The organism is Providencia sneebia DSM 19967 (assembly GCF_000314895.2).
In the GTDB taxonomy this organism is placed as follows: Bacteria; Pseudomonadota; Gammaproteobacteria; order Enterobacterales; family Enterobacteriaceae; genus Providencia; species Providencia sneebia.
Genome location: NZ_CM001773.1, coordinates 1,588,817 through 1,610,842, shown reverse-complemented (window position 1 = coordinate 1,610,842; position 22,026 = coordinate 1,588,817). Strand labels below are relative to the sequence as shown.

Sequence of the window (22,026 nt, the reverse complement as noted above, 5' to 3'; positions counted from 1 at the left end):
ATGATCATTCCTGCATTAGATTTAATTGATGGCAATGTTGTCCGATTGCATCAAGGCGATTATGCCAAGCAAACCGCTTATGGGGATAACCCACTGCCTCGCTTACAACAATATGAGCAAGAAGGCGCAAAATTACTCCACCTTGTCGATTTGACGGGCGCAAAAGATCCTAAAAAACGTCAGATTCCTTTGCTCAAAACATTACTAGCAGGTGTATCTGTTCCTGTGCAAGTCGGCGGCGGAATTCGAACAGAAGATGATGTAAAAGCATTACTTGACGCTGGTGCAACTCGTGTCGTCATTGGCTCTACCGCAGTAAAACAGCCCGAGCTAGTCAAAACTTGGTTTCAACGTTATGGTGGTGATGCCATTGTATTAGCACTCGATGTGCGAATTAACCCACAAGGTGTGAAAGAAATCGCCATTAGTGGTTGGCAAGAAAATTCGAATTTATCACTTGAACAAGCTATTGAAATGTATCAGCCTTATGGCTTAAAACATGTGTTATGTACCGATATTTCAAAGGATGGTACTTTAGCGGGTTCTAATGTGAACTTATATCAAGAGATAAGCCAAAAATATCCTGATATTGAATTTCAAGCATCTGGTGGGATTGGTTCTTTAGATGATATCGCTGCGATTCCTGCTTCTGGTGCGGCTGGTGTGATTGTTGGACGAGCGCTACTTGAAGGTAAATTTACTGTCGCGGAGGCAATTGAATGCTGGCAAAACGCATAATTCCCTGTTTAGACGTTCGTGATGGGCAAGTTGTTAAAGGGGTTCAGTTTCGCAACCATGAAATTATTGGTGATATTGTGCCTCTAGCTCAACGCTATGCGCAAGAAGGTGCGGATGAGCTGGTATTTTATGATATTACCGCATCTTCTGATGGCCGAGTTGTTGATAAAAGCTGGGTTTCAAAAGTTGCGGAAGTCATTGATATTCCATTTTGTGTTGCTGGTGGCATCAAAAGTGTTGACGATGCTGCACAAATTCTGTCATTTGGCGCTGATAAAATCTCCATCAACTCGCCTGCCCTGAGTGATCCAACATTAATCAGCCGCCTTGCTGATCGTTTTGGTGTGCAATGTATTGTCGTCGGTATTGATACTTGGTTTGATGAAGCATCAGGTGATTATCTTGTATATCAATTCACTGGCGATGAAAAACGCACAACACAAACAAATTGGAAAACCGTCGATTGGGTGCAAGAGGTACAGCAACGTGGTGCTGGTGAAATTGTCTTAAATATGATGAACCAAGATGGAGTACGTCAAGGTTATGACCTTAAACAACTCAAAACTGTACGCGAAATTTGCCATGTACCTTTAATTGCTTCGGGCGGTGCGGGTGAAAAAGTCCATTTTCTAGATGCTTTTTCTGATGCAGGCGTTGATGGTGCACTTGCCGCTTCAGTCTTTCATAAACAAATTATTAATATTGGTGAATTAAAACAGTATCTTGCCGAAAATGGAGTTCAAATTAGATTATGTTAACAACAGAACAATGCAACCAACTCGCTTGGGAAAAAGTGAATGAACTGATGCCTGTCGTTATTCAGCATGCAATTTCGGGTGATGTACTAATGCTTGGTTATATGAATCAAGAAGCATTACAAGCTACTTTAAAAGAAGGCCGGATCACCTTTTATTCGAGAACAAAACAGCGTTTATGGACCAAAGGCGAAACATCAGGCAATTTTCTTAACTTGGTTGATATCTATCCAGATTGTGACAGCGACACCTTACTGGCATTAGTCTTACCCGTCGGCCCTACTTGCCATAATGGAACAGAAAGTTGTTTTGCCCCTGCGCAAAGTGACTGGGGATTTTTGTTCGAGCTAGAAACACTACTCAAATCGCGTAAAACAGCTGACCCCACAAGTTCTTATACCGCGAGCCTTTATGCTAGCGGTACAAAGCGTATTGCGCAAAAAGTGGGCGAAGAAGGTGTTGAAACAGCTCTTGCTGCCACTGTTCATGACAGAGAAGAACTCACGAATGAAGCCGCAGACTTGGTTTACCATTTATTAGTCTTACTACAAGACCAAGATTTGGATTTAAGTAAGATTATCCAAAAATTAAAAGAACGCCACCAATAACCTACTTACTGCCTGCTGATCACAGGCAGTTTCCATCTTTGCATTGTAATACCTTTCTATTTGACCTCCCAACATCTCTATAAGATAAATGTTATCATCATAGATACTTATATTTTCAAGATATAAAAAGGCAATAACCGTGTTAGATAAACCTATTTTTAGTCAATTAACAGAACTGCTCGACAAGCATCAGGCTAAATACCGAGTTATGGCGCACCCAACGGCAGGAAAATCCGAAGAAGTCGCAAAAATCCGCGGAACTCAATTAGGTCAGGGCGCTAAAGGCCTTGTCTGCCATGTAAAAGGGAATGGCATTCGTCAACATGTTTTAGCCATTCTACCTGCGGATAAACAAGCCGATTTAAGTAAAATAGCAGTCGCTATAGGTGGTACGCGTGCTTCATTAGCAAGCCCAAAAGAGGTTGATGAGCTAACTCATTGCGTATTTGGTGCGATCCCACCATTTAGTTTCCACCCTAATTTAAAGCTTATTGCAGATCCCTATTTATTTACTCGCTTTGATGAATTGGCTTTTAATGCGGGCACACTCGAAAAATCGATTATTCTAAATGCGCAAGATTATCAACGGATTGCCAATCCAACTCTGATTGAATTTATTCGTTTAGAAGAGTAAATTTTTAAATAGTTACATCAATAACCACCTAAATTTTGATTAACTGCTAAACTTAATAATGATGATTGTTCACTATTAAGGAAAATATAATGGGATTATTTGAAAGAGCTGAAAATAAAGCGCAAGAAGTGGCGGGGACAGCACAGCAAACCTATGGTGAAGTCACTGATTCACCAGAACAACAAATCAAAGGCACAATACGAAAATGTGCAGCTCAGGGTTGTAATGTTCTAAATAATACTGCCGACACAGTGAAAAACAATCCTCTCACCTCAGTAACCATTGCAGCGGGTATCGGCTTTGTCTTTGGCTACCTGATTAGCAAAAAATAACCTTCAAAAATAAGGGAATGAAATGTCATTCCCTTATTTAATAAACATCACAATAGCAAGTAATTACAAAAAATTACTAGGGTTATTTTTGATGATAATCCGCTAATGCTTTCTTCAATTGCGATAAATCAGAACTGCATAGATAAGGCGTTAATGCCTTAAACTTATCTTCCGGCCAATCATATATTTTTAAAGATAATAGTTCTGCAATCACATCTGGTGCAAAGCGATAATTGATCTGTTTTGCAGGATTTCCACCCACAATGCTGTAGGGCTCAACATCTTTAACAACCACACTATTTGCAGCAATGACAGCGCCTTCCCCGATTTTAATTCCAGGCATGATAAATGCGCGCATGCCGATCCAAGCGCCATCGCCAATAATGGTATCGCCTTTGCCTACATAAGCATCTGCAATATGTTCAACAAATGGATACAAACAGAACCAATCAATTCTATGTGTATGATTTCCACCCATTAAAATAACGGCTTCACTACCAATACAAACATAGTCGCCAATATAAAGTTGGTCGACTTGCCAAGGAAGTTGCCAATCACGGCTAAATTCATCTCCTTGCAAATAGCGCACAACAGATTGCTCAAAACCTTTATCCCAGCAATCACTATAATAGCTATGTTGCCCTTTCACATGAATATTGGGATTCTGAACAACTTCATGCAGTAATTGCGTTTTTGACCAGTGTTTTTCACTCATGGTAACAATATCCTTCTATTAAATTGATTATTACCATAGAACGCTGTCTATGGTGATGTATTCACGTTCAAAATACATCACCTTTAGCCACTCTAGGCTGCTTCAATAAAGGATTAATCATCATAACCTGCCTTATCAATTCTTCTGTTGAATTTAATTATGTGCGACAAGCTTTAAGCTCGCTTTTCTCGCAATAAAGCCCAAAATACAGCCTAAGAACATGACAAGTGCCAAAACCTGTTTTTCTGGCAAAAACGAGTTAATTGCCACTAAACCAATCACAGCACCACCTGCCATTTGAACAAATCCAACTAATGCTGATGCCGTACCGGCTTCTTTTTCAAATGGTTCTAATGCATAGCTGGTCGCGGTTCCCATCATAAATGCCAGTCCAGTACATGCACAAGCTACGGGAAGCATATAAACTAACCAGTGGTCATAGTCTAAGCTGGTTAGTATTGTTGATGCTGACAGCAAGCCAATTCCGCCAACGGCCATAAATAAACTACCTACTTTTAAACAGTTCGGGCGGCCTATTTTGGGAATATAATGGTTAGCGATATAACTTGCCATCATAATCCAAAAACCATTAGCACCAAAAACTAACGAAAATTCCAGTGGCGTTAAATTATATTCATTCATTAAAACACTAGGAGCAAAGGAAACATACGTCAACACCATTCCCATGCTACCTGCATTCACTAAAGCAAAAACTAAGAAATTTTTATTCCGTAATATGTGTAGATAATGGTTAAATTGGATTTTTTTAATGTGTTTCAGACTTTCAGGGCGCGTTTCAGGCAAAAATGCCACAACAAGGATTAATAATAATACCGCGTATAAAGCCAAGAACCAAAAAGGTGCTCGCCAACCCCAAGCTTCTGCCAGTAAACCACCTAATAATGGCGCTAACGCAGGCACAATATTCAATGTACCATTTAAAAAACCAAAGGCTTTCGCTGCTTCTGTTCCGTTCATTCTGTCGCGAACACCACTAAACGCGACCACGCCAGTACAACATACCGCAATACCTTGCAGTATCCGAGAAGCAATAAACAGTTCAATTGAATTGGCAAGTGCCGCAACAATCGAACCAATGATATAAATCGCTATACCGGTGATAGCAATGGGTTTACGCCCATATCGATCAACCAATGGCCCTGAAATTAATTGCCCTACTCCAAAAATTAAAATAAATAGCGAAATTGTTGACTGAACAATCGGTTGCTCCGTATCTAATGCCACCGCAATCGCGGGTATTGTTGGCAGATACAAATCAATCGCCAATGGGCTAAGTAAAACAATTAATAGTAATAAAATAAGAAACTTGAACATAAATAGGGATCTACAATTGGAAGAGTAAAATGGCGTGTTTAGCGTTACGATAACAAACCCGAACTATAAATAACATGAAATGGACAATTGAATTCATCAGCACATTAAATCATACGTGTTGAATATATAACATTTTACGATAATTTTTAACAAAAAAGGTGCTGAAATTTCAGCACCTCACCTATTCCAGATATTATCTTAACTTAATGAAATTATTCCATCCATTCAGTATGGAAAACGCCCTCTTTATCTGTACGTTTGTATGTATGCGCACCAAAATAATCGCGTTGTGCTTGGATTAAATTAGCGGGTAACACCGCAGCACGATAGCTATCATAATAAGAAATAGCCGCTGAGAATGTTGGTGTTGGAATACCATTTTGTACGCCATAACATACAACATCACGCAATGCTTGCTGATATTCATCAGCAATTTTCTTGAAGTAAGGTGCTAATAGCAAGTTGGCAATCTGCGGATTTTCATTATAAGCATCCGTGATTTTTTGCAGGAATTGAGCACGGATAATACAACCTGCACGGAAAATTTTAGCAATTTCACCGTAATGAAGATCCCAATTGTACTCTTCTGAAGCCGCTTTTAGTTGTTGGAAGCCTTGAGCATAAGAGACAATTTTACCGAGGTACAGTGCACGGCGAACTTTTTCAACAAACTCTTTTTTATCGCCTTCAACAATTTTTGGTGTAGGACCCGTCAACACTTTAGACGCTGCAACACGCTGATCTTTCAAGAAAGAGATATAGCGAGCAAACACAGATTCAGTAATCAGAGTCAGTGGAATACCTAAATCCAAAGCACTTTGGCTGGTCCACTTACCTGTTCCTTTATTTGCTGCTTCATCAAGAATGACATCAACAAGATAGTTGCCTTCTTCATCTTTTTTCTTGAAGATATCAGCAGTGATCTCAATAAGATAGCTACTTAGCTCACCTTTGTTCCAGTCTGAGAAAATATCAGCCAGTTCTTCATTACTCAGGTTGAGTGCGCCTTTTAATAAAGAATATGCTTCAGCGATTAATTGCATATCGCCATATTCGATACCATTGTGAACCATTTTGACGTAATGGCCAGCACCATCCGAACCAATATAAGCAACACAAGGTTCACCATCCGCTTTTGCAGCAATTTCTTTTAGGATAGGCGCAACAAGCTCATAAGCTTCTTTTTGACCACCAGGCATGATAGAAGGCCCTTTTAATGCGCCTTCTTCACCACCAGAAACACCCGTACCAATAAAATTGAAGCCTTGGTCTGACAATTCGCGATTACGACGGATAGTATCTTTATACAGCGTGTTCCCGCCATCAATGAGGATATCACCTTTATCAAGGTGTGGCGTCAATGCAGCTATTGTTTTATCTGTCGCTTCACCCGCTTTAACCATCAACAAGATACGACGCGGTTTTTCCAGAGAGTCAACAAACTCTTCAATCGTATAGTTGGGAACTAATTTTTTCCCTGGATTTTCAGCAATCACTTCATCTGTTTTGTCTTTTGAGCGGTTGAAAATTGAGACGGAATAACCACGGCTTTCAATATTAAGCGCGAGGTTACGCCCCATCACAGCCATACCGACAACGCCAATCTGTTGCTTTGACATGAAACACTCCTGTCTGATTAGGATCACGCCAGCTATTTGCTGACAATTCTGTTAACAGGATCACATGTTAACTCAGGTTTGGGCTGCGTGGTAGCAATTGATGCAATCGATGACGTTAACTGAATATTATTTATAGATAATCATACAACATCCGTGAATTCTTATTGAAATTTAGCCCAACAAACCGCATTATTCACAAGTCGGTATAAGCCGTCATATCAGAAGGTAAAACAAACTGTATGGAATGGATCGCAGATCCTTCGATTTGGGCAGGACTTGCCACCCTTATCGTTCTAGAAATCGTTCTTGGTATTGATAACCTTGTTTTTATCGCCATTTTGGCAGATAAACTCCCGCAAAAATTGCGTGACAGAGCTCGTGTAACGGGTCTGATGTTAGCGCTCGTGATGCGTGTGATTCTGTTATTTAGCCTATGTTGGCTCATTACTCTCACCAAGCCACTGATCACCTTATTTGATCATCCATTTAGTGCCCGTGATTTAATCATGCTACTCGGAGGTATATTCCTCTTGTTTAAAGCCACAATGGAGCTAAATGAAAGACTTGAGGGGGGAGATGAACATACCAATACTCAACGAAAAACATCGAACTTCTGGGCAGTTGTTGCACAAATTATTGTTCTAGATGCCGTTTTCTCACTTGATTCGGTTATTACCGCAGTGGGAATGGTTGACCATATTGGCGTAATGGTTGCAGCTGTTACTATTGCAATGATGCTGATGATATGGGCAAGTAAACCATTAACTGGCTTTGTCAACAACCACCCAACCATTGTCATCCTATGTCTAAGCTTCTTGCTTATGATAGGTTTCAGCTTAGTTGCTGAAGGTTTCGGTTATGCGATCCCTAAAGGTTATCTATACGCTGCGATTGGCTTCTCTATTATGATTGAAGTGCTTAACCAATTTGCACAATTTAACCGCCGTAAATACCTTAAAGGAACACGACCATTACGTGAGCGCACCGCTGAAGCTGTATTGCGTATTCTTAGTGGCAAGCACGAAAGTGCAGAGCTAGATTCACGCACATCTGACCTGATTGCAGATAATCAATCTGTCTTTGATCCTCAAGAGCGTCAAATGATTGCTCGTGTGTTAGGCATGGCACAGCGCAACGTTGAAAGCATCATGACTTCTCGTCACGATGTTGATTATCTTGATATCAATAAATCAGCCAGTGATTTATTACAAGTGATGGAAAAAAATCCACATTCACGTTTTGTGGTGATAGATGAAACAGTCAGTGATGAGCCGGTTGGTGTTATCCATGTTCTTGACTTGGTGAAGCAACAATTGAGTGGCGTACCCCTCAATTTACGCCAACTCATCACGCAACCACTCATTTTCCCAGAAGGTTTGTCATTACTCAAAGCGCTCGAACAGTTCCGTAAAGCTCATACTCACTTTGCTTTTGTAGTTGATGAGTTTGGTTCTATCGAAGGTATTGTGACATTGACCGATGTTATGGAAACCATTGCAGGTAACTTACCTGACGGTGAAGAAGAAAATGACTCACGTCATGATATTCAAAAACGGGAAGATGGTGCGTGGATTGCTAATGGATTTATGCCATTAGAAGATTTGATCCTGTTTATTCCAATGGCGCTGGATGACAAGCGAGAATATGAAACAATTGCAGGCTTATTGATGGAACATCTTCAACGCGTTCCAGAAGTTGGAGAACAAGTTGAAATCAACGGTTGTATTTTCGAACCGTTAGAGGTCAATAGCCACCGCATCAATAAAGTCTTAATTATTCCACCAAAACCTCATGAAGAAGATGAAGAAGAGGAATAAAGCTTTAACTGAAGTTTCATAAACTTAAAATACCGGTGGATCACATCATCTGCCGGTATTTTTTATTGTACTAATTCATCATTACTCTGTTCAAAAACAGTGCTGATAGAAAAATTCACCACCACTTAAATTAAAAAACTGCTCAATATAGACAAGAATAGCTGCGTTTTTTTAAAGAATTCACAACGCATCTATTAAATAATTTTGTGAACTTAAATAGTAAAGTTCACGAGACAAAATGATTGCTCCAACGATATTAAGAAGATTGAGCATTACTCAACCACTCAATTATAATGACAAAATAGAGACACCTAAATCGACATTTGTTTATTTAATTAATCAGTTACAAAATATTCCAACCCTAATGCCGCAAAATCTAAATAGAGCAAATACTTCTAATATTTTAGGTAAGTTAGGCGTACAAATTGATGTGCTAATAAAAGAATTTAAAGCAGTAATGGACGAAAATGGTGATTATGCCAAAAATGGGAATTTCCGCCAAAGTCAAAATGAACATCTTTCAGCAAAACTTGGCAAAATAAAAATCGCTTGTCACCTTTATCAGGCATCGCAAGAACATTTGGATTTTAAAAATCAAATCAAAAACGTGAAAATGGCTAAATAAAAATAAATAATATCATTTAAACTTCACCTAACACTCCACATCAGCAGAGTGTTAGGTGAAAAATACAATTATCTAAAAATTATAATGCATTCAATAAATTATTAATCCCTTGTTTTTCTTCTTTTTGTAACCAATTTCCGATAGCTTCTTTAGCTTGATTCTTTAATTCATCACGTATCAATTTTTCAACATTCAATTGATATTGCAAATTATCCCAACCACCGTAAATACGTAAAGGGATCACCATTGATTGTAATTGTTGGATGAAACGAGAATCACCGCCCCACCCTTGAGAAATTTGCACACCTAAATTAACGTCCAACGTCTCGGCTGCAACATTTGTCCAACCTTGCCCTGTAATTAAGACTAATGGGGAAACTGCTTTCATTGATTGAACATTCATGATGCCTTTATTTAAACGGCCATTCACTGTGAATGATTCAACTTCTGTATAATTACCGCTATTTACAGGCGCATTGATTTTATTGGTTACACGAGAAATAGATTGCTGGATTAATAAAGGAATATTAAGTCCAGACAAACGCGCATTTTGTAAACTGAAATTAATAGGCCCTTGCCATAAATTTTTCACAGCATAATCGTCATAACCAGGCCCTGATAAAGAAGCATTAATAGTGACAATACCGCTAAGCGTTTCTGGCATATTAAATGCCTGCAACAATGGCGTTAGATTAATATTTTGAATATTCGGTTTTGCCGATATCTGAGCGGGTATCTGGCTATAATTAATTGTTAACGGCAATGCGAACTGACCACCAAAAGCTTTCCCTGAAAACGTTGCTATCGTTAATTCAGGTGCTTGGTTTTTCGCTAATAAATGAACATCACTGACAGACATCCCTCGATAAATAAGACTATCAATGTTTAATTGAATGTCTCCTTTAAATGATTTCAAAGAAGATAAATCATATTTTTGGTTATCTTTACCAGAAATAACTGGCTTAACACCAACGCGTGCGGGATTATTATTATCCTCCGCAGTTGGCTTCTTAGGTTGAATTCCTAACAATTTATCGAGATTTAACATTGTCGAGGAGAATTCAATATCAATTTCAGGTATTGAAGCAAATGCTATCGACATTTTACCCGCTAATTCACTCTCATTTGCTTTAATAGCAATGTTATTTAAACTTGCTGTTTCGATATCACCTTTTTTATAGATAAAATCACTGATAAAGCTTCCTGATATCCCACCTTCAGGTAAATCAACGCCAGTAAAAGTATAATCAAACTGAGTAACTTGCCCTGTAACTTGACGTGCTAATTGGGAAATATCAATATTTGCCCGCGTATCAAAAGTGAATTCTTGTTGGTTTTTATTTAAATTACCACTAAATTTAGCCGTAATATTTTTCGCATCATCCTTTTTCAAAGAGAGGTTAATATTACGCAAATTCAGTTCATCATTTTGGGTTCTCCAAATGATTAAACTATTAGTTATTTCAACTTTCTCAATATCTAACAACCATTGGCTTTTTTCTGTTTTATTCGCTATAGGTTGGCGACCTTCTGGCGCAATTGGTGAGTTATCATTTTGTTGAGGATCACTTTCCGGCGTGCTACGAATAACTGCGCCATCAACAACAATTTGTTCAACAGATAAATGATGGGAAAGTAAAGGCCACAATTCAACATCAAGACGTACATTTTCAGCACTTAAAACAGGCTGATTAGCATTAGGGGCAGTGAGAGAAACCGGTCCAGTTATAATACTGAGTGTAGGCCAAACATGCCAGCGCATATCACCTTTAAAATCAAGTTGATAGCCACTTTTCTTTTCTACTTTTTCGACCAAGTATTGTCTAAAGTCATTAGGGTTAACTAGCATAACTAATACTGTCAGACCTACAACCACAACAACCAATAAAATGACAAGAGTCGTCAGAAACCGTTTCATTCTTCCCTCACTTAATTATGATGCCTGTTTGCCTATTACTCCATCCAAGGATCTAGGCGTAAATATCCTGAAAAAAATAAAATACTGCTAAATATACTTAATTCAGTGTACACAAATATATAAATTTAGGTAGTGAAGAGCGATAAACAATAAAATAAGGAGAAGTATAACGGTATGCAGACTACACATCACCATAATACTTCTGCTGATCAACAATCAGTCTTCACTTATACGGCTACCTACAGCACCTTGCTGATTTTTATATTTAGCATCGCGTCGGCTGTTATAAGGTCGATCTGCACTACCTGATAAAGGCTCAAAGCTAAGTGCGCCAATCACCATCCCCGGACGTAAAGCTAAAGGTAATTTACCTGAGTTGTAGAACTCTAAAACAATTTGCCCACACCAACCGGGATCAATACGATGAGCAGTAACATGCACCATAAGACCTAATCTCGCCAGTGATGAACGACCATCTAACCATCCTACTAGGTTATCGGGTAAAGTCACTGATTCAAGTGTAACAGCAAGTGCCAACTCACCCGGATGTAGAAAAAAAGGTTCATCATCAGTCAGAACAATTTCATCACTCATGACTCTATCTAATGCCGCGTTGACTTCATCTTTAGGACCACTTAAGTCAATAAATGCCGCAGTATGTCCACGGAAAACACGGAATTGATTACCTAAACGAACATCTGCTGTCGCGCCATTGATCCTTTCAATGGGTGGGCGGGGATCAATGACTAATTTACCTTCATCTAACCATTGAATAATATCTCGGTCACAAAGACGCATGTTTATCTCCCCATTCATAAATAATTTATCACCGTATAAAACCTAAATATCATTAGGTTTATTCTTGACAAAATTCGTTAATTTTTGCCTTTAAAATATCAATAGCAACGCGATTCTTACCACCACGAGGAACAATAATATCTGCGTATTGTTTCGATGGCTCAATGAATTGCAAAAACATAGGACGAACGGTTTTATTATATTGGTCAATCACTGAATCCAATGTTCTGCCCCTTTCATTTACATCACGTTTTATTCTTCGCATCAAGCAAATATCAAGCGGAGTATCAACAAAGATCGAAAAATCCATCTCTTCACGTAGACGTTTATCGGTCAATAATAAAATACCTTCAATGATAATGACTTTCTTGGGGTTAAAATGAATGGTGTGTTCTTTGCGACTATGAGCAACATAATCATACTGAGGGATTTCGACTGATTGACCACTTTTGAGCATTTTTAAGTGTTGATAAAGCAAGCTATGATCCATTGAATTGGGATGATCATAATTAACTTTCAGTCGCTCTTCCATTGTCATTTCTGACTGATCTTTATAGTAACAATCTTCTGGTATAACACCGATATTATGATCACCTACTTTTTCGCGTAACTCTCGATATAAGGTACTTGCAATCAAACTTTTTCCCGATGCCGATGCGCCCGATATACCTACTATAGTACAGTGATGCCCTGTGTTAGTCATAAAATAATAACCTGGTTAATCTAGATATGAAATAAAATACATATATCCCTCTATATACTTCAAAAAATTTAAGTTACATGAATATAGGATGCACTTATTGACGTTAGTTTTTATCTTATTTACGCGGATACCTAACGTTTGTTTATTGATATCACTTTCGTATGCAACCTAGAATCATCTCAAATCATTTAAGGATATATCTGGTTGACGGAATTATAGAAGGTAATTCAAAGAGGTTCCAGCATCACAAAGCAAACTCGCCCAAAAACATGCTGATCATTCATTATAATTGTCTAAATAGGAAAGAATTGCACATAGTTTAGCTAATCTAGCTTCAGGGCTATGTACAAGATAATTCAAAAGATATATTTGTTTTTAAGTCTAATAAATTAACCCAAAAACAAATGTTAACAAATTATTTCTGTGAGACAGACATGCAAAATACCTAGAATGTTCACTTTAATCTTAATTAAAAATCTTTGCGCCCTTCAAGCGCAGCAATACGATTCTCAATAGAAGGGTGCGTTGAAAATAGGGAATCCCCCTTATTGAATATATAAGCAGCGCTGCGATAAGCGTCACCCGTTGTTGAGTGATCATACTCATGTTTTTCATGCTGACCTGAAATTTTCTTCAACGCACTAATCATAGCTTGATTATCCGTCGTTAAATCAACTGCGGCGGCATCTGCCATATATTCCCGAGTACGAGATAAGTAAAAATAGAGAATTTGTGTTATCCAAGGAAGCACAAAATTCATAACTAATAAAATAATCTGTGCTTTATTTGCTGCACTATTACGGCTACGACCAGAAGTACGAATAAATATATGACTAAATATATTCGTTACAGTCAAAATCACATTCGCCAAAATACCCACATAAAGCGTCAATTTAGAATCACCATGAATTATATGCCCAACTTCATGCGCTAAAACGGCTTGAGTTTCTTGGCGATTAAGTGTTTGTAATAAACCTCTGGTAACACCTACTAATGCATTTCTTGATGACCAACCCGCAGCAAACGCATTCGGCTCATCACTGTCTAAAATATAGAGATGAGGAACATAGCCTAATGTTGCACTTAAACTTAGCTCTTCCAAAATATTATAAAGTTGCCTTTCTTCTGGCGTACTTGCATTTTCAGCAGTAATTTCTTTGGCATCTATACCCGCCAGCATCATTTTATGCCCACGGAAATGAATATAAAGTAAGCCAATAACAGTGAGACCTAAAATAATAAATGTGGCGACAGGTAATTGTTCAAATGTAATAAATGCGACGATATTAGCGAAAAAATCCATTCTATTATTTGGATGTGTCGCTGTATCTGCTAACAGCCCGATAATTAGCATTATAAAAATATAACTTATAATAACCAATCGAGTTCTGATATTATTTTTGCGTATAACGTTTCTAAAATCCATAAATAGATTATCTCTTATATTACGTCATATATTGACATATCAGGGCTTATACTTATCGCCCTGATATGTATTTACCACTAAGAGTAATTAATCGAAATTAATACGACGAGATTCTTCACTCTTAATTGTTTCTTCATCAAGACGCCAATAATCTTTATCAATTTTAAGACTTGGCATAATACCCACTATGAACACTGCTGGCATAGAAGATATATATGCCTTATAAGCTTCTAATGCGCGGTTATAACCACGTTTAGCAAATGATAGTTTATTCTCAGTAGAAACAATTTCTTCTTGTAAATTCGCCATAATCTTATCCGATTTCAATTCAGGATAAGCTTCTACTGCGACATTGATTGCACCGCTTGTCACCATTTTGGACAACGCGTCCTCGGCTTCACGAGCCTCAGCGCCTGTTGCATTCTGCGCTTTTGTTCTTAGCTCAGTAATTTTGCTAAAAACATCTGACTCATGGCTCAAATATTTTTTTACTGTTGCAAGTAAACTATCAAAGACTTTTCCACGACGATCTAATTGAACAGATATTTCAGTTTCACTGGATATAACCGCTTCACGCATAGCCACAATGCGGTTATAGAAATAAATAAAAATCAGAACGAGGACAACAATCAAAATTAAAAATTTCATAATCACCTTTTAGGCATTTGCCACAGAAAACAGTCAGCGTAATACATCAAAAAAGACCTCATACAATATGAAGTATTATAGGTACAGTATGTATTTATTCATCAATTAATTATGATATGCAGAGAAATAATCACGAAATAAGAATAATCTTCGTAAAAAGAGGAAGAAAAAGAGTGAGAAGATAACAAAATAATTTATTTTGTAGCTCGCGACTTTAAGGAGCTAATAAATTAGCTCCTTAAGCGTGATTTTTACACTGCGCGGAATGAGATTTCCGTTGGGATTTTATCGCCTTCCCAATACATTAATGATGAAATCGTCAGTGCAATCTCACGGAAAATATCCGCGAACTCACCTTCAGGGTCACGCATTACAGTCGGTTGCCCGCGGTCAAGATCTTCACGTAATGAAATGTGCAAAGGAACTTGTCCAAGCAATTGCGTGTGATATTTCTCAGCCAGTTTTTCAGCACCACCTGTACCAAAAATTGGCTCAACATGACCACAATTGCTACAAATATGCGCACTCATATTCTCAACAATACCTAAAACGGGCACGTTCACTTTTTTGAACATGACAATCCCTTTCATGGCATCGACAAGCGCGATATCTTGCGGTGTTGTCACCACGACAGCACCTGTCACTGGAATATTTTGTGACAATGTTAGCTGTATATCACCAGTTCCCGGTGGCATATCAATCACTAAATAATCAAGATCTGGCCATAAGGTATCTTGCAGCATTTGCATTAACGCCTTACTCGCCATAGGGCCACGCCACACCATTGCATTATCATCTGTAACCAAATAGCCAATTGAGTTTGTTGCCAAACCATAAGCCATAATAGGTGCCATATGCTGGCCATCCGGTGATGTTGGGCGTTCTAATGTTGTTCCTAACATGTTAGGAATTGACGGGCCATAAATGTCCGCATCAAGAATACCCACTTTAGCGCCTTCTTGAGCTAATGCTAATGCTAAGTTAACCGCAGTGCTGGATTTACCTACACCACCTTTACCTGAGCTCACTGCCAGAATATTGCGGACACCATTAATGCCAGGTAGGTCATTTGCGCGTTTTAGGGTTGTTACATCATGACGTAACTTCCATTCCACCGCGTGAGCACCTGTTGCTTTTTTTAACTCTGCTGTTTTTTCACTAATCAATGTTTGGAAAGGGCCTTTCCAAACAAATGGCATAACGAGGTCGACATGCAACACACCATCCAATAATGCACAATGATGCAATGCTTTGATAGATATCAAATTACGCTTCAGTGTTGGGTGTGTAAATGAGGCCAAAACAGCAGAGACTTTTTCAGTCAGCAATTCTGGATTGTTCTGCTCGGGGGATTTATCGTTCATCCCGGCTCCTTTATTTTATATTTTTAACTATGCTCATCATATTCCAAGTGGCATCAACTTAATGACATCAGCCCACTTAAACTATTTAAAGTACATAATATACTTTGATGCTGCTCATCATAGCAGAGAACAACCTAAATAGTGTAAGCCTAGCCGATGAAAAACCACTAACGGCAAAAATTCTTTTTTCACAAATTACGGATTAATTCTTTATTGCCCTAGCAGGGAAAGATTTGATCGGTTAACATCAAAGTCCCTTTTCAATAATGGAAGTAAGAAAGTTACTATGTCTCAAGTCGCGAATAAATTACTGGTAACGTGTGCGTTACCCTATGCTAACGGTTCAATCCATCTCGGTCACATGCTGGAACACATTCAGGCTGATATTTGGGTCCGTTATCAGCGAATGCGCGGCAAAGAGGTTCATTTTATCTGTGCAGATGATGCACACGGTACGCCGATCATGCTCAAAGCGCAGCAATTAGGTATTACACCTGAAGAGATGATCGCTCAAATGAACCAAGAGCATCAGAACGATTTTGCTGGGTTTGCTATTAGTTATGATAATTATCACTCAACACATAGTGAAGAAAATAAACAATTATCTGAACATATTTACGGCAAACTAAAAAATAACGGTTTTATTAAAAATCGGACTATTTCACAACTTTATGACCCAGAAAAAGGCATGTTCCTGCCAGATCGCTTTGTAAAAGGCACTTGCCCAACCTGTAAAGCTGAAGATCAATATGGTGATAACTGTGAAGTATGTGGTGCAACTTATAGCCCGACTGACCTAATCAACCCGCGTTCAGTTGTTTCTGGGGCAACGCCTGTTTTACGCGAAACAGAGCATTTCTTCTTTGATTTACCTGCATTTAGCGACATGTTACAAGCTTGGACTCGCTCTGGCGCACTACAAGAGCAAGTTGCTAACAAAATGCAAGAATGGTTCGAAACAGGTTTGCAGCAATGGGATATAACCCGTGATGCACCTTATTTTGGTTTTGAAATTCCTGATGCTCCGGGCAAATATTTCTATGTTTGGCTAGATGCGCCAATTGGTTATATGGGCTCATTTAAGAATTTGTGTAATAAGCGTGAAAATTTAAGCTTTGATGAATTTTGGGCTAACGATTCCAAAGCAGATCTTTACCATTTCATCGGTAAAGATATTGTTTATTTCCATAGCTTATTCTGGCCAGCAATGCTTGAAGGCAGCCAATACCGCAAGCCAACAAACTTGTTTGTGCATGGCTATATCACCGTAAATGGTGCCAAAATGTCTAAATCACGCGGCACCTTTATTACTGCTCGCTCATACCTTGACCATCTTGATGCTGATTGCTTACGTTATTATTATGCAGCCAAGCTCTCATCACGTATTGATGATATCGATCTTAACTTAGAAGATTTCGTGCAACGCGTGAACAGCGATATTGTCAATAAAGTGGTGAATCTTGCATCCCGTAATGCTGGCTTTATTGCAAAACGCTTTGGCGGAAAACTGTCAGACAAATTAGCTGATCCCGCACTTTACCAACAATTTATTGATGCAGCGAAATCAATTGGTGATGCTTATAGCCACCGTGAATTTGGTAAAGCGGTTCGTGAAATCATGGCATTAGCCGATATTGCCAACCGCTATGTTGATGAAAAAGCACCTTGGGTTGTTGCAAAGCAAGAAGGAAAAGATCAAGAGCTACAAGATATTTGCTCTATGGGAATTAACCTATTCCGCGTTCTTATGACTTACTTGAAACCTATCCTGCCGGGTCTTACCAAGCGTGCGGAAGCATTTCTGAATGTTGAACTGACATGGGATTCAATTGCAACTCCATTGACTAACCATGAAATCGCACCATTTAAAGCCCTATTCTCACGGATTGAAATGGCAAAAGTTGACGCAATGGTTGAAGCATCAAAAGAAAGCATTCAACCTGCTAAAGCATTAACTGGCCCACTTGCTGAAAATCCAATTCAAGACACAATCACATTTGATGATTTCGATAAAATTGATTTTCGTATCGCTTTGATTAAGCAAGCTGACTTTGTTGATGGTTCAGATAAGCTCCTGAAATTACAATTAGATATTGGTGGTGAAACTCGCCAAGTCTTCTCTGGTATCCGTAGCGCATATCCTGATCCAAAAGTTTTAGAAGGCCGCTTAACCATTATGGTTGCGAATTTAGCCCCTCGCAAAATGCGCTTTGGTCTTTCTGAGGGTATGGTAATGGCAGCAGGTCCTGGCGGCAAAGATATCTATTTACTCAGCCCAGATAGCGGTGCACAACCAGGCATGCAAGTAAAATAAAATACCAAAACTAGCTCAAGAAAGAGTTAATTATTAAGTCTAAAGCGAAGGAGTCATCATTCTTCGCTTTTTTTATTATCTTTTAACTGTGATCTATAGCACAATAATTCAGTTAATTGTATGATGAATGCACTTAGCGTAACAGGACAAGTATCATGTCATTAAAATATGTTCTGATAACTGGATGGCAGTATTTACGCGCTTTTGTGCTACTTTATCTCTGCCTTATTGTTGGAAATTTGTTATCTGCACTTCTCCCATTCGCCGTTCCAGGCAGTATTGTTGGAATGCTAATTCTCTTCACATTATTAGCATTACAGATTGTTCCTGCTCATTGGGCACAACCTGGCTGCTCTTTATTACTCAAAAACATGACGTTATTATTTGTACCAATTGGTATTGGCATCATGAATTATTATAGCCAATTGAGTCAGCAGCTTGTTCCTATTCTTGTATCCTGCGTCGTTAGCACCTTTATTGTGCTTATTGTTGTTGCCTTTAGCTCCAACTATATTCATAAAGAACGGCAAATTGTTGGTACAGAACCCGATGAAGTGCCACTTCCCCCAGAAGAAACGATCGACATTCCAACTGATGAAAGTCATAAGGGGAATGACAAATGTTAGAACATATTTGGTGGTCTTTACCTTTAACAATAATTGTGTTTTATCTCGCAAAACAGCTATCCGCTAAATTAAAACTCCCCTTATTAAATCCATTATTAGTGGCAATCGCGGTTATTGTTCCCCTACTTATTTTTACGAATACGCCTTATGAGCATTACTTTGCGGGCAGTAAAATTCTCAACGATCTGTTGCAACCCGCTGTTGTCGCACTAGCATTTCCATTGTATGAACAAATGCACCAAATTCGAGCACAATGGAAATCATTGTTCAGCATCTGTTTTGCAGGTAGTTTAGTTGCAATGTTTACCGGTACAGCTATCGCTTTATGGTTAGGTGCTACACCGGATATTGCCGCATCAATATTACCTAAATCAGTGACTACACCAATTGCCATGGCAGTTGCAGACTCAATTGGTGGTATTCCCGCGATAAGTGCGGCATGTGTTATTTTTGTCGGTATGTTAGGGGCTATGTTTGGACATTCCCTGTTTGATGCTTTGCGCATTCGAACTCATGCTTCACGAGGACTGGCAATGGGAACCGCTTCCCATGCCCTTGGTACCGCACGATGTGCTGAGGTTAACTATATTGAAGGGGCTTATAGTTCCCTTGCATTGATGACTTGTGGGATTATTACTTCCCTTCTTGCACCTTTCGTTTTTCCTATTATTTTGCATCTTTTTGGATAAACGACATCATTCGGGCGGTTTAATTTCATACCGCCCTATGATGATAACCAGCCAAAAACTTGAGATATATCTCTCAATTCTTATATTTGTTTCATTTATTTTCATTAAAAATGTGACATTAATCACCAATGAATCTAGAGTTTATTACATAGAATAAACGCATATCATTAGGGAGGGTCGTTCATGCATTCAAGATTTCAGTCCGCTTATTCTCAACTTCCAGAAAAGTTGCAATCTGTACTCAAACCTATTATTGATAAGCCCGATTTTCCGGCCATGCTAACTGCCGAGCAAACCGCGCAGATTAAAGAACATTGTGGATACAATGATAGTGAACTTGCCTTTTTCTTATTACCCGTTGCCGCAGCTTATGCTGTTACGCCAATTTCACACTTTAAGGTTGGGGCAATAGCGCGCGGAGTCAGTGGAAATCTTTATTTTGGCGCCAATATGGAATTTAGTGGCGTTGCTATTTCACAAACTATCCATGCAGAGCAATGTGCAGTTACACATGCTTGGTTAAAAGGTGAAAAGCAATTAACCACGGTCACTGTAAACTATACACCATGCGGTCATTGTCGTCAGTTTATGAATGAATTACGCGGCGGCGGTCAAATTGAAATTCATTTACCTGAGCGACAAACAGCAACATTACATGATTATCTACCTGATTCATTTGGTCCAGCAGATCTCGATATCGAAACATTATTGATGGATGAAGTTGATCATGGTTTTACAACTTCAAGCCGAGATAGATTGCTCTGTGCTGCCACTGAAGCGGCAAACCAATCCCATGCGCCTTATAGCCAATCTTACTCTGGTATTGCTCTACAGTTAAAAGATGGTTCTTTATTTACTGGGCGCTATGCAGAAAATGCGGCATTTAATCCGAGCTTACCTCCTCTCCAAGCCGCTTTGATCATGATAAATTTAGCTGGCAAAGATATGCATTCAATTGAACAAGCTTTGCTCGTTGAAAAACAAAATGCCATTGTTAAGCAGTGGAATACGACAGAAAATACGTTAAAAGCATTAGGTTGCCAGCAACAAACAATAGCTTACCTAGATTAATCCCCATTTAAAATTTATTGCCACCGACTTATTTGGTGGCAATAAATAAGTCCCCACGAAAAAGCGTTCTCTTATTATCAATTGCCACGATACATTTTTATCAAATTTTGATTATTTATTTTAATATCAAGTAATTAAAATAGATTTTTTCATTCTAACTAATCATATTTATCTCTAATTTGCCACTTGACATTCATCATAGTTCATACTAACTTAGCCATTCAAACGTTTAGACGTCTAAACATCCAAATTGAGTATATTGATTTTAAGCATCAGAGGTAACGGAATATCGTGATAACCCTAAAAAATGTCAGCAAAGTTTATCAACGCGGAAAAAAGCAAACTGTTGCTGTTGATAATATTAATCTCACTATTTCTGCGGGTGACATTTTCGGCATCATTGGTTATAGCGGGGCGGGTAAAAGTAGTCTGATCCGTTTATTGAACAGACTTGAAAATACATCTGATGGTGAAGTTATTGTTGGAGAACATAATATTACTCATAGTGATGAAAAATCTATTTTAAAAATTCGCCAATCTATCGGCATGATTTTTCAACATTTTAATTTATTATGGTCAAGAACAGTCAGAGAAAATATAGAATTCCCATTACAAATATCAGGATTTGATAAAAAGAAACGTAAAGCGCGTGTTGATGAATTAATGGCATTGGTTGATTTAACGGATAAAGCTGATGAATATCCATCAAGGTTAAGCGGCGGTCAAAAACAACGAGTTGGTATTGCACGAGCTTTAGCTAATAACCCGAGTGTATTATTATGTGATGAGGCCACATCTGCGCTTGATCCTAAAACAACTCAGAATATTCTCTCATTATTAGCAAAGATTAACCGTGAATTAAATATCACCATTGTTTTAATTACTCACGAAATGCAGGTCATTAAAAGTATTTGTAATAAAGTTGCCGTTATTGATAAAGGTAAAATTGTTGAAGAAGGTTTGGTTTCATCCGTATTTCATAATCCGCAGCATGCAATTACACGACAATTTTTATCTCAAAGCGAAATTGTGACTGACAGCCAAGATGACTTACAAAATCTTTTAACTCAGGGCACTGTCATTAGAGTTATTTTAGATAATGAGAAAAACAGTGATTATCTGCTATATGACATTATAGCCAAATTTAATGAACCTATTAAATTACTGAAAGGAACATTTAACCAAGGTACTGGTTTTCTCTATTTACAACTATTACCTGAATCTAAAATAAGCACTGGAATTATTAATTATCTAAACGATGAAAAAAATATTGTAGCTGAGGTAATTTAAA

At 38.4% G+C, this 22,026-nt stretch carries 21 protein-coding genes; 12 read left to right on the top strand and 9 right to left on the bottom strand.

Annotation, left to right across the window (positions count from 1 at the left end):
- The 5 genes from hisA to OO7_RS06435 all read left to right on the top strand — a co-directional run bounded on the left by hisA (position 1) and on the right by OO7_RS06435 (position 3,067).
- Positions 1-738: a 1-(5-phosphoribosyl)-5-[(5-phosphoribosylamino)methylideneamino]imidazole-4-carboxamide isomerase gene (gene hisA / locus OO7_RS06455; protein WP_008915151.1), complete on the top strand. Its 738-nt coding sequence runs from the start codon at positions 1-3 to the stop codon at positions 736-738.
- Complete coding sequence (gene hisF / locus OO7_RS06450) at positions 720-1,496, top strand: imidazole glycerol phosphate synthase subunit HisF (protein ID WP_008915150.1); 777 nt, start codon at positions 720-722, stop codon at positions 1,494-1,496. Before hisA ends, hisF begins: the two co-directional genes overlap by 19 nt.
- Positions 1,490-2,101 (top strand): bifunctional phosphoribosyl-AMP cyclohydrolase/phosphoribosyl-ATP diphosphatase HisIE, encoded by a 612-nt coding sequence (gene hisIE, locus OO7_RS06445; RefSeq protein WP_008915149.1) that lies wholly within the window; start codon positions 1,490-1,492, stop codon positions 2,099-2,101. Before hisF ends, hisIE begins: the two co-directional genes overlap by 7 nt.
- 208 nt (positions 2,102-2,309) lie before the next feature.
- Positions 2,310-2,735: a YbaK/prolyl-tRNA synthetase associated domain-containing protein gene (locus OO7_RS06440; protein ID WP_156823166.1), complete on the top strand. Its 426-nt coding sequence runs from the start codon at positions 2,310-2,312 to the stop codon at positions 2,733-2,735.
- A gap of 89 nt (positions 2,736-2,824) precedes the next feature.
- Complete coding sequence (locus OO7_RS06435; protein ID WP_008915147.1) at positions 2,825-3,067, top strand: ElaB/YgaM/YqjD family protein; 243 nt, start codon at positions 2,825-2,827, stop codon at positions 3,065-3,067.
- Between the two features lie 82 nt (positions 3,068-3,149).
- Here OO7_RS06435 and OO7_RS06430 read toward each other — a convergent pair whose 3' ends face one another.
- The 3 genes from OO7_RS06430 to gndA form a co-directional block, all read right to left on the bottom strand.
- On the bottom strand, positions 3,150-3,782 hold the full coding sequence (locus OO7_RS06430) for a CatB-related O-acetyltransferase (RefSeq protein WP_008915146.1): 633 nt from the start codon (positions 3,780-3,782) through the stop codon (positions 3,150-3,152).
- Between the two features lie 153 nt (positions 3,783-3,935).
- On the bottom strand, positions 3,936-5,117 hold the full coding sequence (locus OO7_RS06425; protein ID WP_008915145.1) for a multidrug effflux MFS transporter: 1,182 nt from the start codon (positions 5,115-5,117) through the stop codon (positions 3,936-3,938).
- A 212-nt stretch (positions 5,118-5,329) separates the two neighbouring features.
- Positions 5,330-6,736, bottom strand: a complete 1,407-nt coding sequence (gene gndA / locus OO7_RS06420) for an NADP-dependent phosphogluconate dehydrogenase (RefSeq protein WP_008915144.1) — start codon at positions 6,734-6,736, stop codon at positions 5,330-5,332.
- Positions 6,737-6,975: 239 nt separating this feature from the next.
- On the opposite strand from gndA, the gene OO7_RS06415 reads away from it, so the two are divergent.
- Both OO7_RS06415 and OO7_RS06410 read left to right on the top strand, forming a co-directional pair.
- Entirely contained in the window at positions 6,976-8,553 is a 1,578-nt protein-coding gene (locus OO7_RS06415; RefSeq protein WP_008915143.1) for a TerC family protein, read from the top strand.
- Between the two features lie 238 nt (positions 8,554-8,791).
- A complete protein-coding gene (locus OO7_RS06410) occupies positions 8,792-9,178 on the top strand; it encodes a hypothetical protein (protein ID WP_008915142.1) in 387 nt (128 codons plus the stop codon).
- A 79-nt stretch (positions 9,179-9,257) separates the two neighbouring features.
- On the opposite strand, the gene asmA is transcribed toward OO7_RS06410, so the two are convergent.
- The 6 genes from asmA to apbC all read right to left on the bottom strand — a co-directional run bounded on the left by asmA (position 9,258) and on the right by apbC (position 16,035).
- The gene (gene asmA / locus OO7_RS06405; protein ID WP_008915141.1) at positions 9,258-11,096 is read right to left on the bottom strand and encodes an outer membrane assembly protein AsmA; all 1,839 of its coding nucleotides are present in this window, start codon (positions 11,094-11,096) and stop codon (positions 9,258-9,260) included.
- 216 nt (positions 11,097-11,312) lie between these two features.
- Positions 11,313-11,894, bottom strand: coding sequence for a dCTP deaminase (dcd, locus tag OO7_RS06400; protein ID WP_008915140.1), 582 nt, complete (start codon positions 11,892-11,894; stop codon positions 11,313-11,315).
- A 58-nt stretch (positions 11,895-11,952) separates the two neighbouring features.
- Positions 11,953-12,597, bottom strand: a complete 645-nt coding sequence (udk, locus tag OO7_RS06395; protein WP_008915139.1) for a uridine kinase — start codon at positions 12,595-12,597, stop codon at positions 11,953-11,955.
- Between the two features lie 469 nt (positions 12,598-13,066).
- On the bottom strand, positions 13,067-14,023 hold the full coding sequence (gene htpX, locus OO7_RS06390) for a zinc metalloprotease HtpX (protein WP_008915138.1): 957 nt from the start codon (positions 14,021-14,023) through the stop codon (positions 13,067-13,069).
- A gap of 87 nt (positions 14,024-14,110) precedes the next feature.
- Positions 14,111-14,671: a LemA family protein gene (locus OO7_RS06385; RefSeq protein ID WP_008915137.1), complete on the bottom strand. Its 561-nt coding sequence runs from the start codon at positions 14,669-14,671 to the stop codon at positions 14,111-14,113.
- A gap of 251 nt (positions 14,672-14,922) precedes the next feature.
- Positions 14,923-16,035, bottom strand: coding sequence for an iron-sulfur cluster carrier protein ApbC (gene apbC, locus OO7_RS06380; protein ID WP_008915136.1), 1,113 nt, complete (start codon positions 16,033-16,035; stop codon positions 14,923-14,925).
- 286 nt (positions 16,036-16,321) lie between these two features.
- Between apbC and metG the strand changes: the two genes are divergently transcribed.
- The 5 genes from metG (at position 16,322) to OO7_RS06355 (ending at position 22,025) form a co-directional block, all read left to right on the top strand.
- Complete coding sequence (metG, locus tag OO7_RS06375; protein WP_008915135.1) at positions 16,322-18,349, top strand: methionine--tRNA ligase; 2,028 nt, start codon at positions 16,322-16,324, stop codon at positions 18,347-18,349.
- Between the two features lie 155 nt (positions 18,350-18,504).
- Complete coding sequence (locus OO7_RS06370; protein ID WP_008915134.1) at positions 18,505-18,975, top strand: CidA/LrgA family protein; 471 nt, start codon at positions 18,505-18,507, stop codon at positions 18,973-18,975.
- Positions 18,969-19,664, top strand: coding sequence for a CidB/LrgB family autolysis modulator (locus tag OO7_RS06365; protein WP_008915133.1), 696 nt, complete (start codon positions 18,969-18,971; stop codon positions 19,662-19,664). Before OO7_RS06370 ends, OO7_RS06365 begins: the two co-directional genes overlap by 7 nt.
- Positions 19,665-19,847: 183 nt before the next feature.
- Positions 19,848-20,735 (top strand): cytidine deaminase, encoded by an 888-nt coding sequence (cdd, locus tag OO7_RS06360; protein ID WP_008915132.1) that lies wholly within the window; start codon positions 19,848-19,850, stop codon positions 20,733-20,735.
- 291 nt (positions 20,736-21,026) lie between these two features.
- A complete protein-coding gene (locus tag OO7_RS06355) occupies positions 21,027-22,025 on the top strand; it encodes a methionine ABC transporter ATP-binding protein (RefSeq protein ID WP_008915131.1) in 999 nt (332 codons plus the stop codon).
- The last annotated feature ends 1 nt before the right edge of the window (position 22,026 follow it).

Bases quoted from the DNA above. Each gene is read 5' to 3' on its own strand.
- udk (WP_008915139.1), bottom strand. From the start codon at position 12,597: ATGACTAACACAGGGCATCACTGTACTATAGTAGGTATATCGGGCGCA.
- OO7_RS06415 (WP_008915143.1), top strand. From the start codon at position 6,976: ATGGAATGGATCGCAGATCCTTCGATTTGGGCAGGACTTGCCACCCTT.
- gndA (WP_008915144.1), bottom strand. From the start codon at position 6,736: ATGTCAAAGCAACAGATTGGCGTTGTCGGTATGGCTGTGATGGGGCGT.
- metG (WP_008915135.1), top strand. From the start codon at position 16,322: ATGTCTCAAGTCGCGAATAAATTACTGGTAACGTGTGCGTTACCCTAT.
- cdd (WP_008915132.1), top strand. From the start codon at position 19,848: ATGCATTCAAGATTTCAGTCCGCTTATTCTCAACTTCCAGAAAAGTTG.
- hisA (WP_008915151.1), top strand. From the start codon at position 1: ATGATCATTCCTGCATTAGATTTAATTGATGGCAATGTTGTCCGATTG.
- htpX (WP_008915138.1), bottom strand. From the start codon at position 14,023: ATGGATTTTAGAAACGTTATACGCAAAAATAATATCAGAACTCGATTG.
- asmA (WP_008915141.1), bottom strand. From the start codon at position 11,096: ATGAAACGGTTTCTGACGACTCTTGTCATTTTATTGGTTGTTGTGGTT.
- hisIE (WP_008915149.1), top strand. From the start codon at position 1,490: ATGTTAACAACAGAACAATGCAACCAACTCGCTTGGGAAAAAGTGAAT.
- OO7_RS06440 (WP_156823166.1), top strand. From the start codon at position 2,310: ATGGCGCACCCAACGGCAGGAAAATCCGAAGAAGTCGCAAAAATCCGC.
- OO7_RS06365 (WP_008915133.1), top strand. From the start codon at position 18,969: ATGTTAGAACATATTTGGTGGTCTTTACCTTTAACAATAATTGTGTTT.
- OO7_RS06430 (WP_008915146.1), bottom strand. From the start codon at position 3,782: ATGAGTGAAAAACACTGGTCAAAAACGCAATTACTGCATGAAGTTGTT.
- OO7_RS06425 (WP_008915145.1), bottom strand. From the start codon at position 5,117: ATGTTCAAGTTTCTTATTTTATTACTATTAATTGTTTTACTTAGCCCA.
- apbC (WP_008915136.1), bottom strand. From the start codon at position 16,035: ATGAACGATAAATCCCCCGAGCAGAACAATCCAGAATTGCTGACTGAA.
- dcd (WP_008915140.1), bottom strand. From the start codon at position 11,894: ATGCGTCTTTGTGACCGAGATATTATTCAATGGTTAGATGAAGGTAAA.
- OO7_RS06410 (WP_008915142.1), top strand. From the start codon at position 8,792: ATGATTGCTCCAACGATATTAAGAAGATTGAGCATTACTCAACCACTC.
- OO7_RS06385 (WP_008915137.1), bottom strand. From the start codon at position 14,671: ATGAAATTTTTAATTTTGATTGTTGTCCTCGTTCTGATTTTTATTTAT.
- hisF (WP_008915150.1), top strand. From the start codon at position 720: ATGCTGGCAAAACGCATAATTCCCTGTTTAGACGTTCGTGATGGGCAA.
- OO7_RS06435 (WP_008915147.1), top strand. From the start codon at position 2,825: ATGGGATTATTTGAAAGAGCTGAAAATAAAGCGCAAGAAGTGGCGGGG.
- OO7_RS06370 (WP_008915134.1), top strand. From the start codon at position 18,505: ATGTCATTAAAATATGTTCTGATAACTGGATGGCAGTATTTACGCGCT.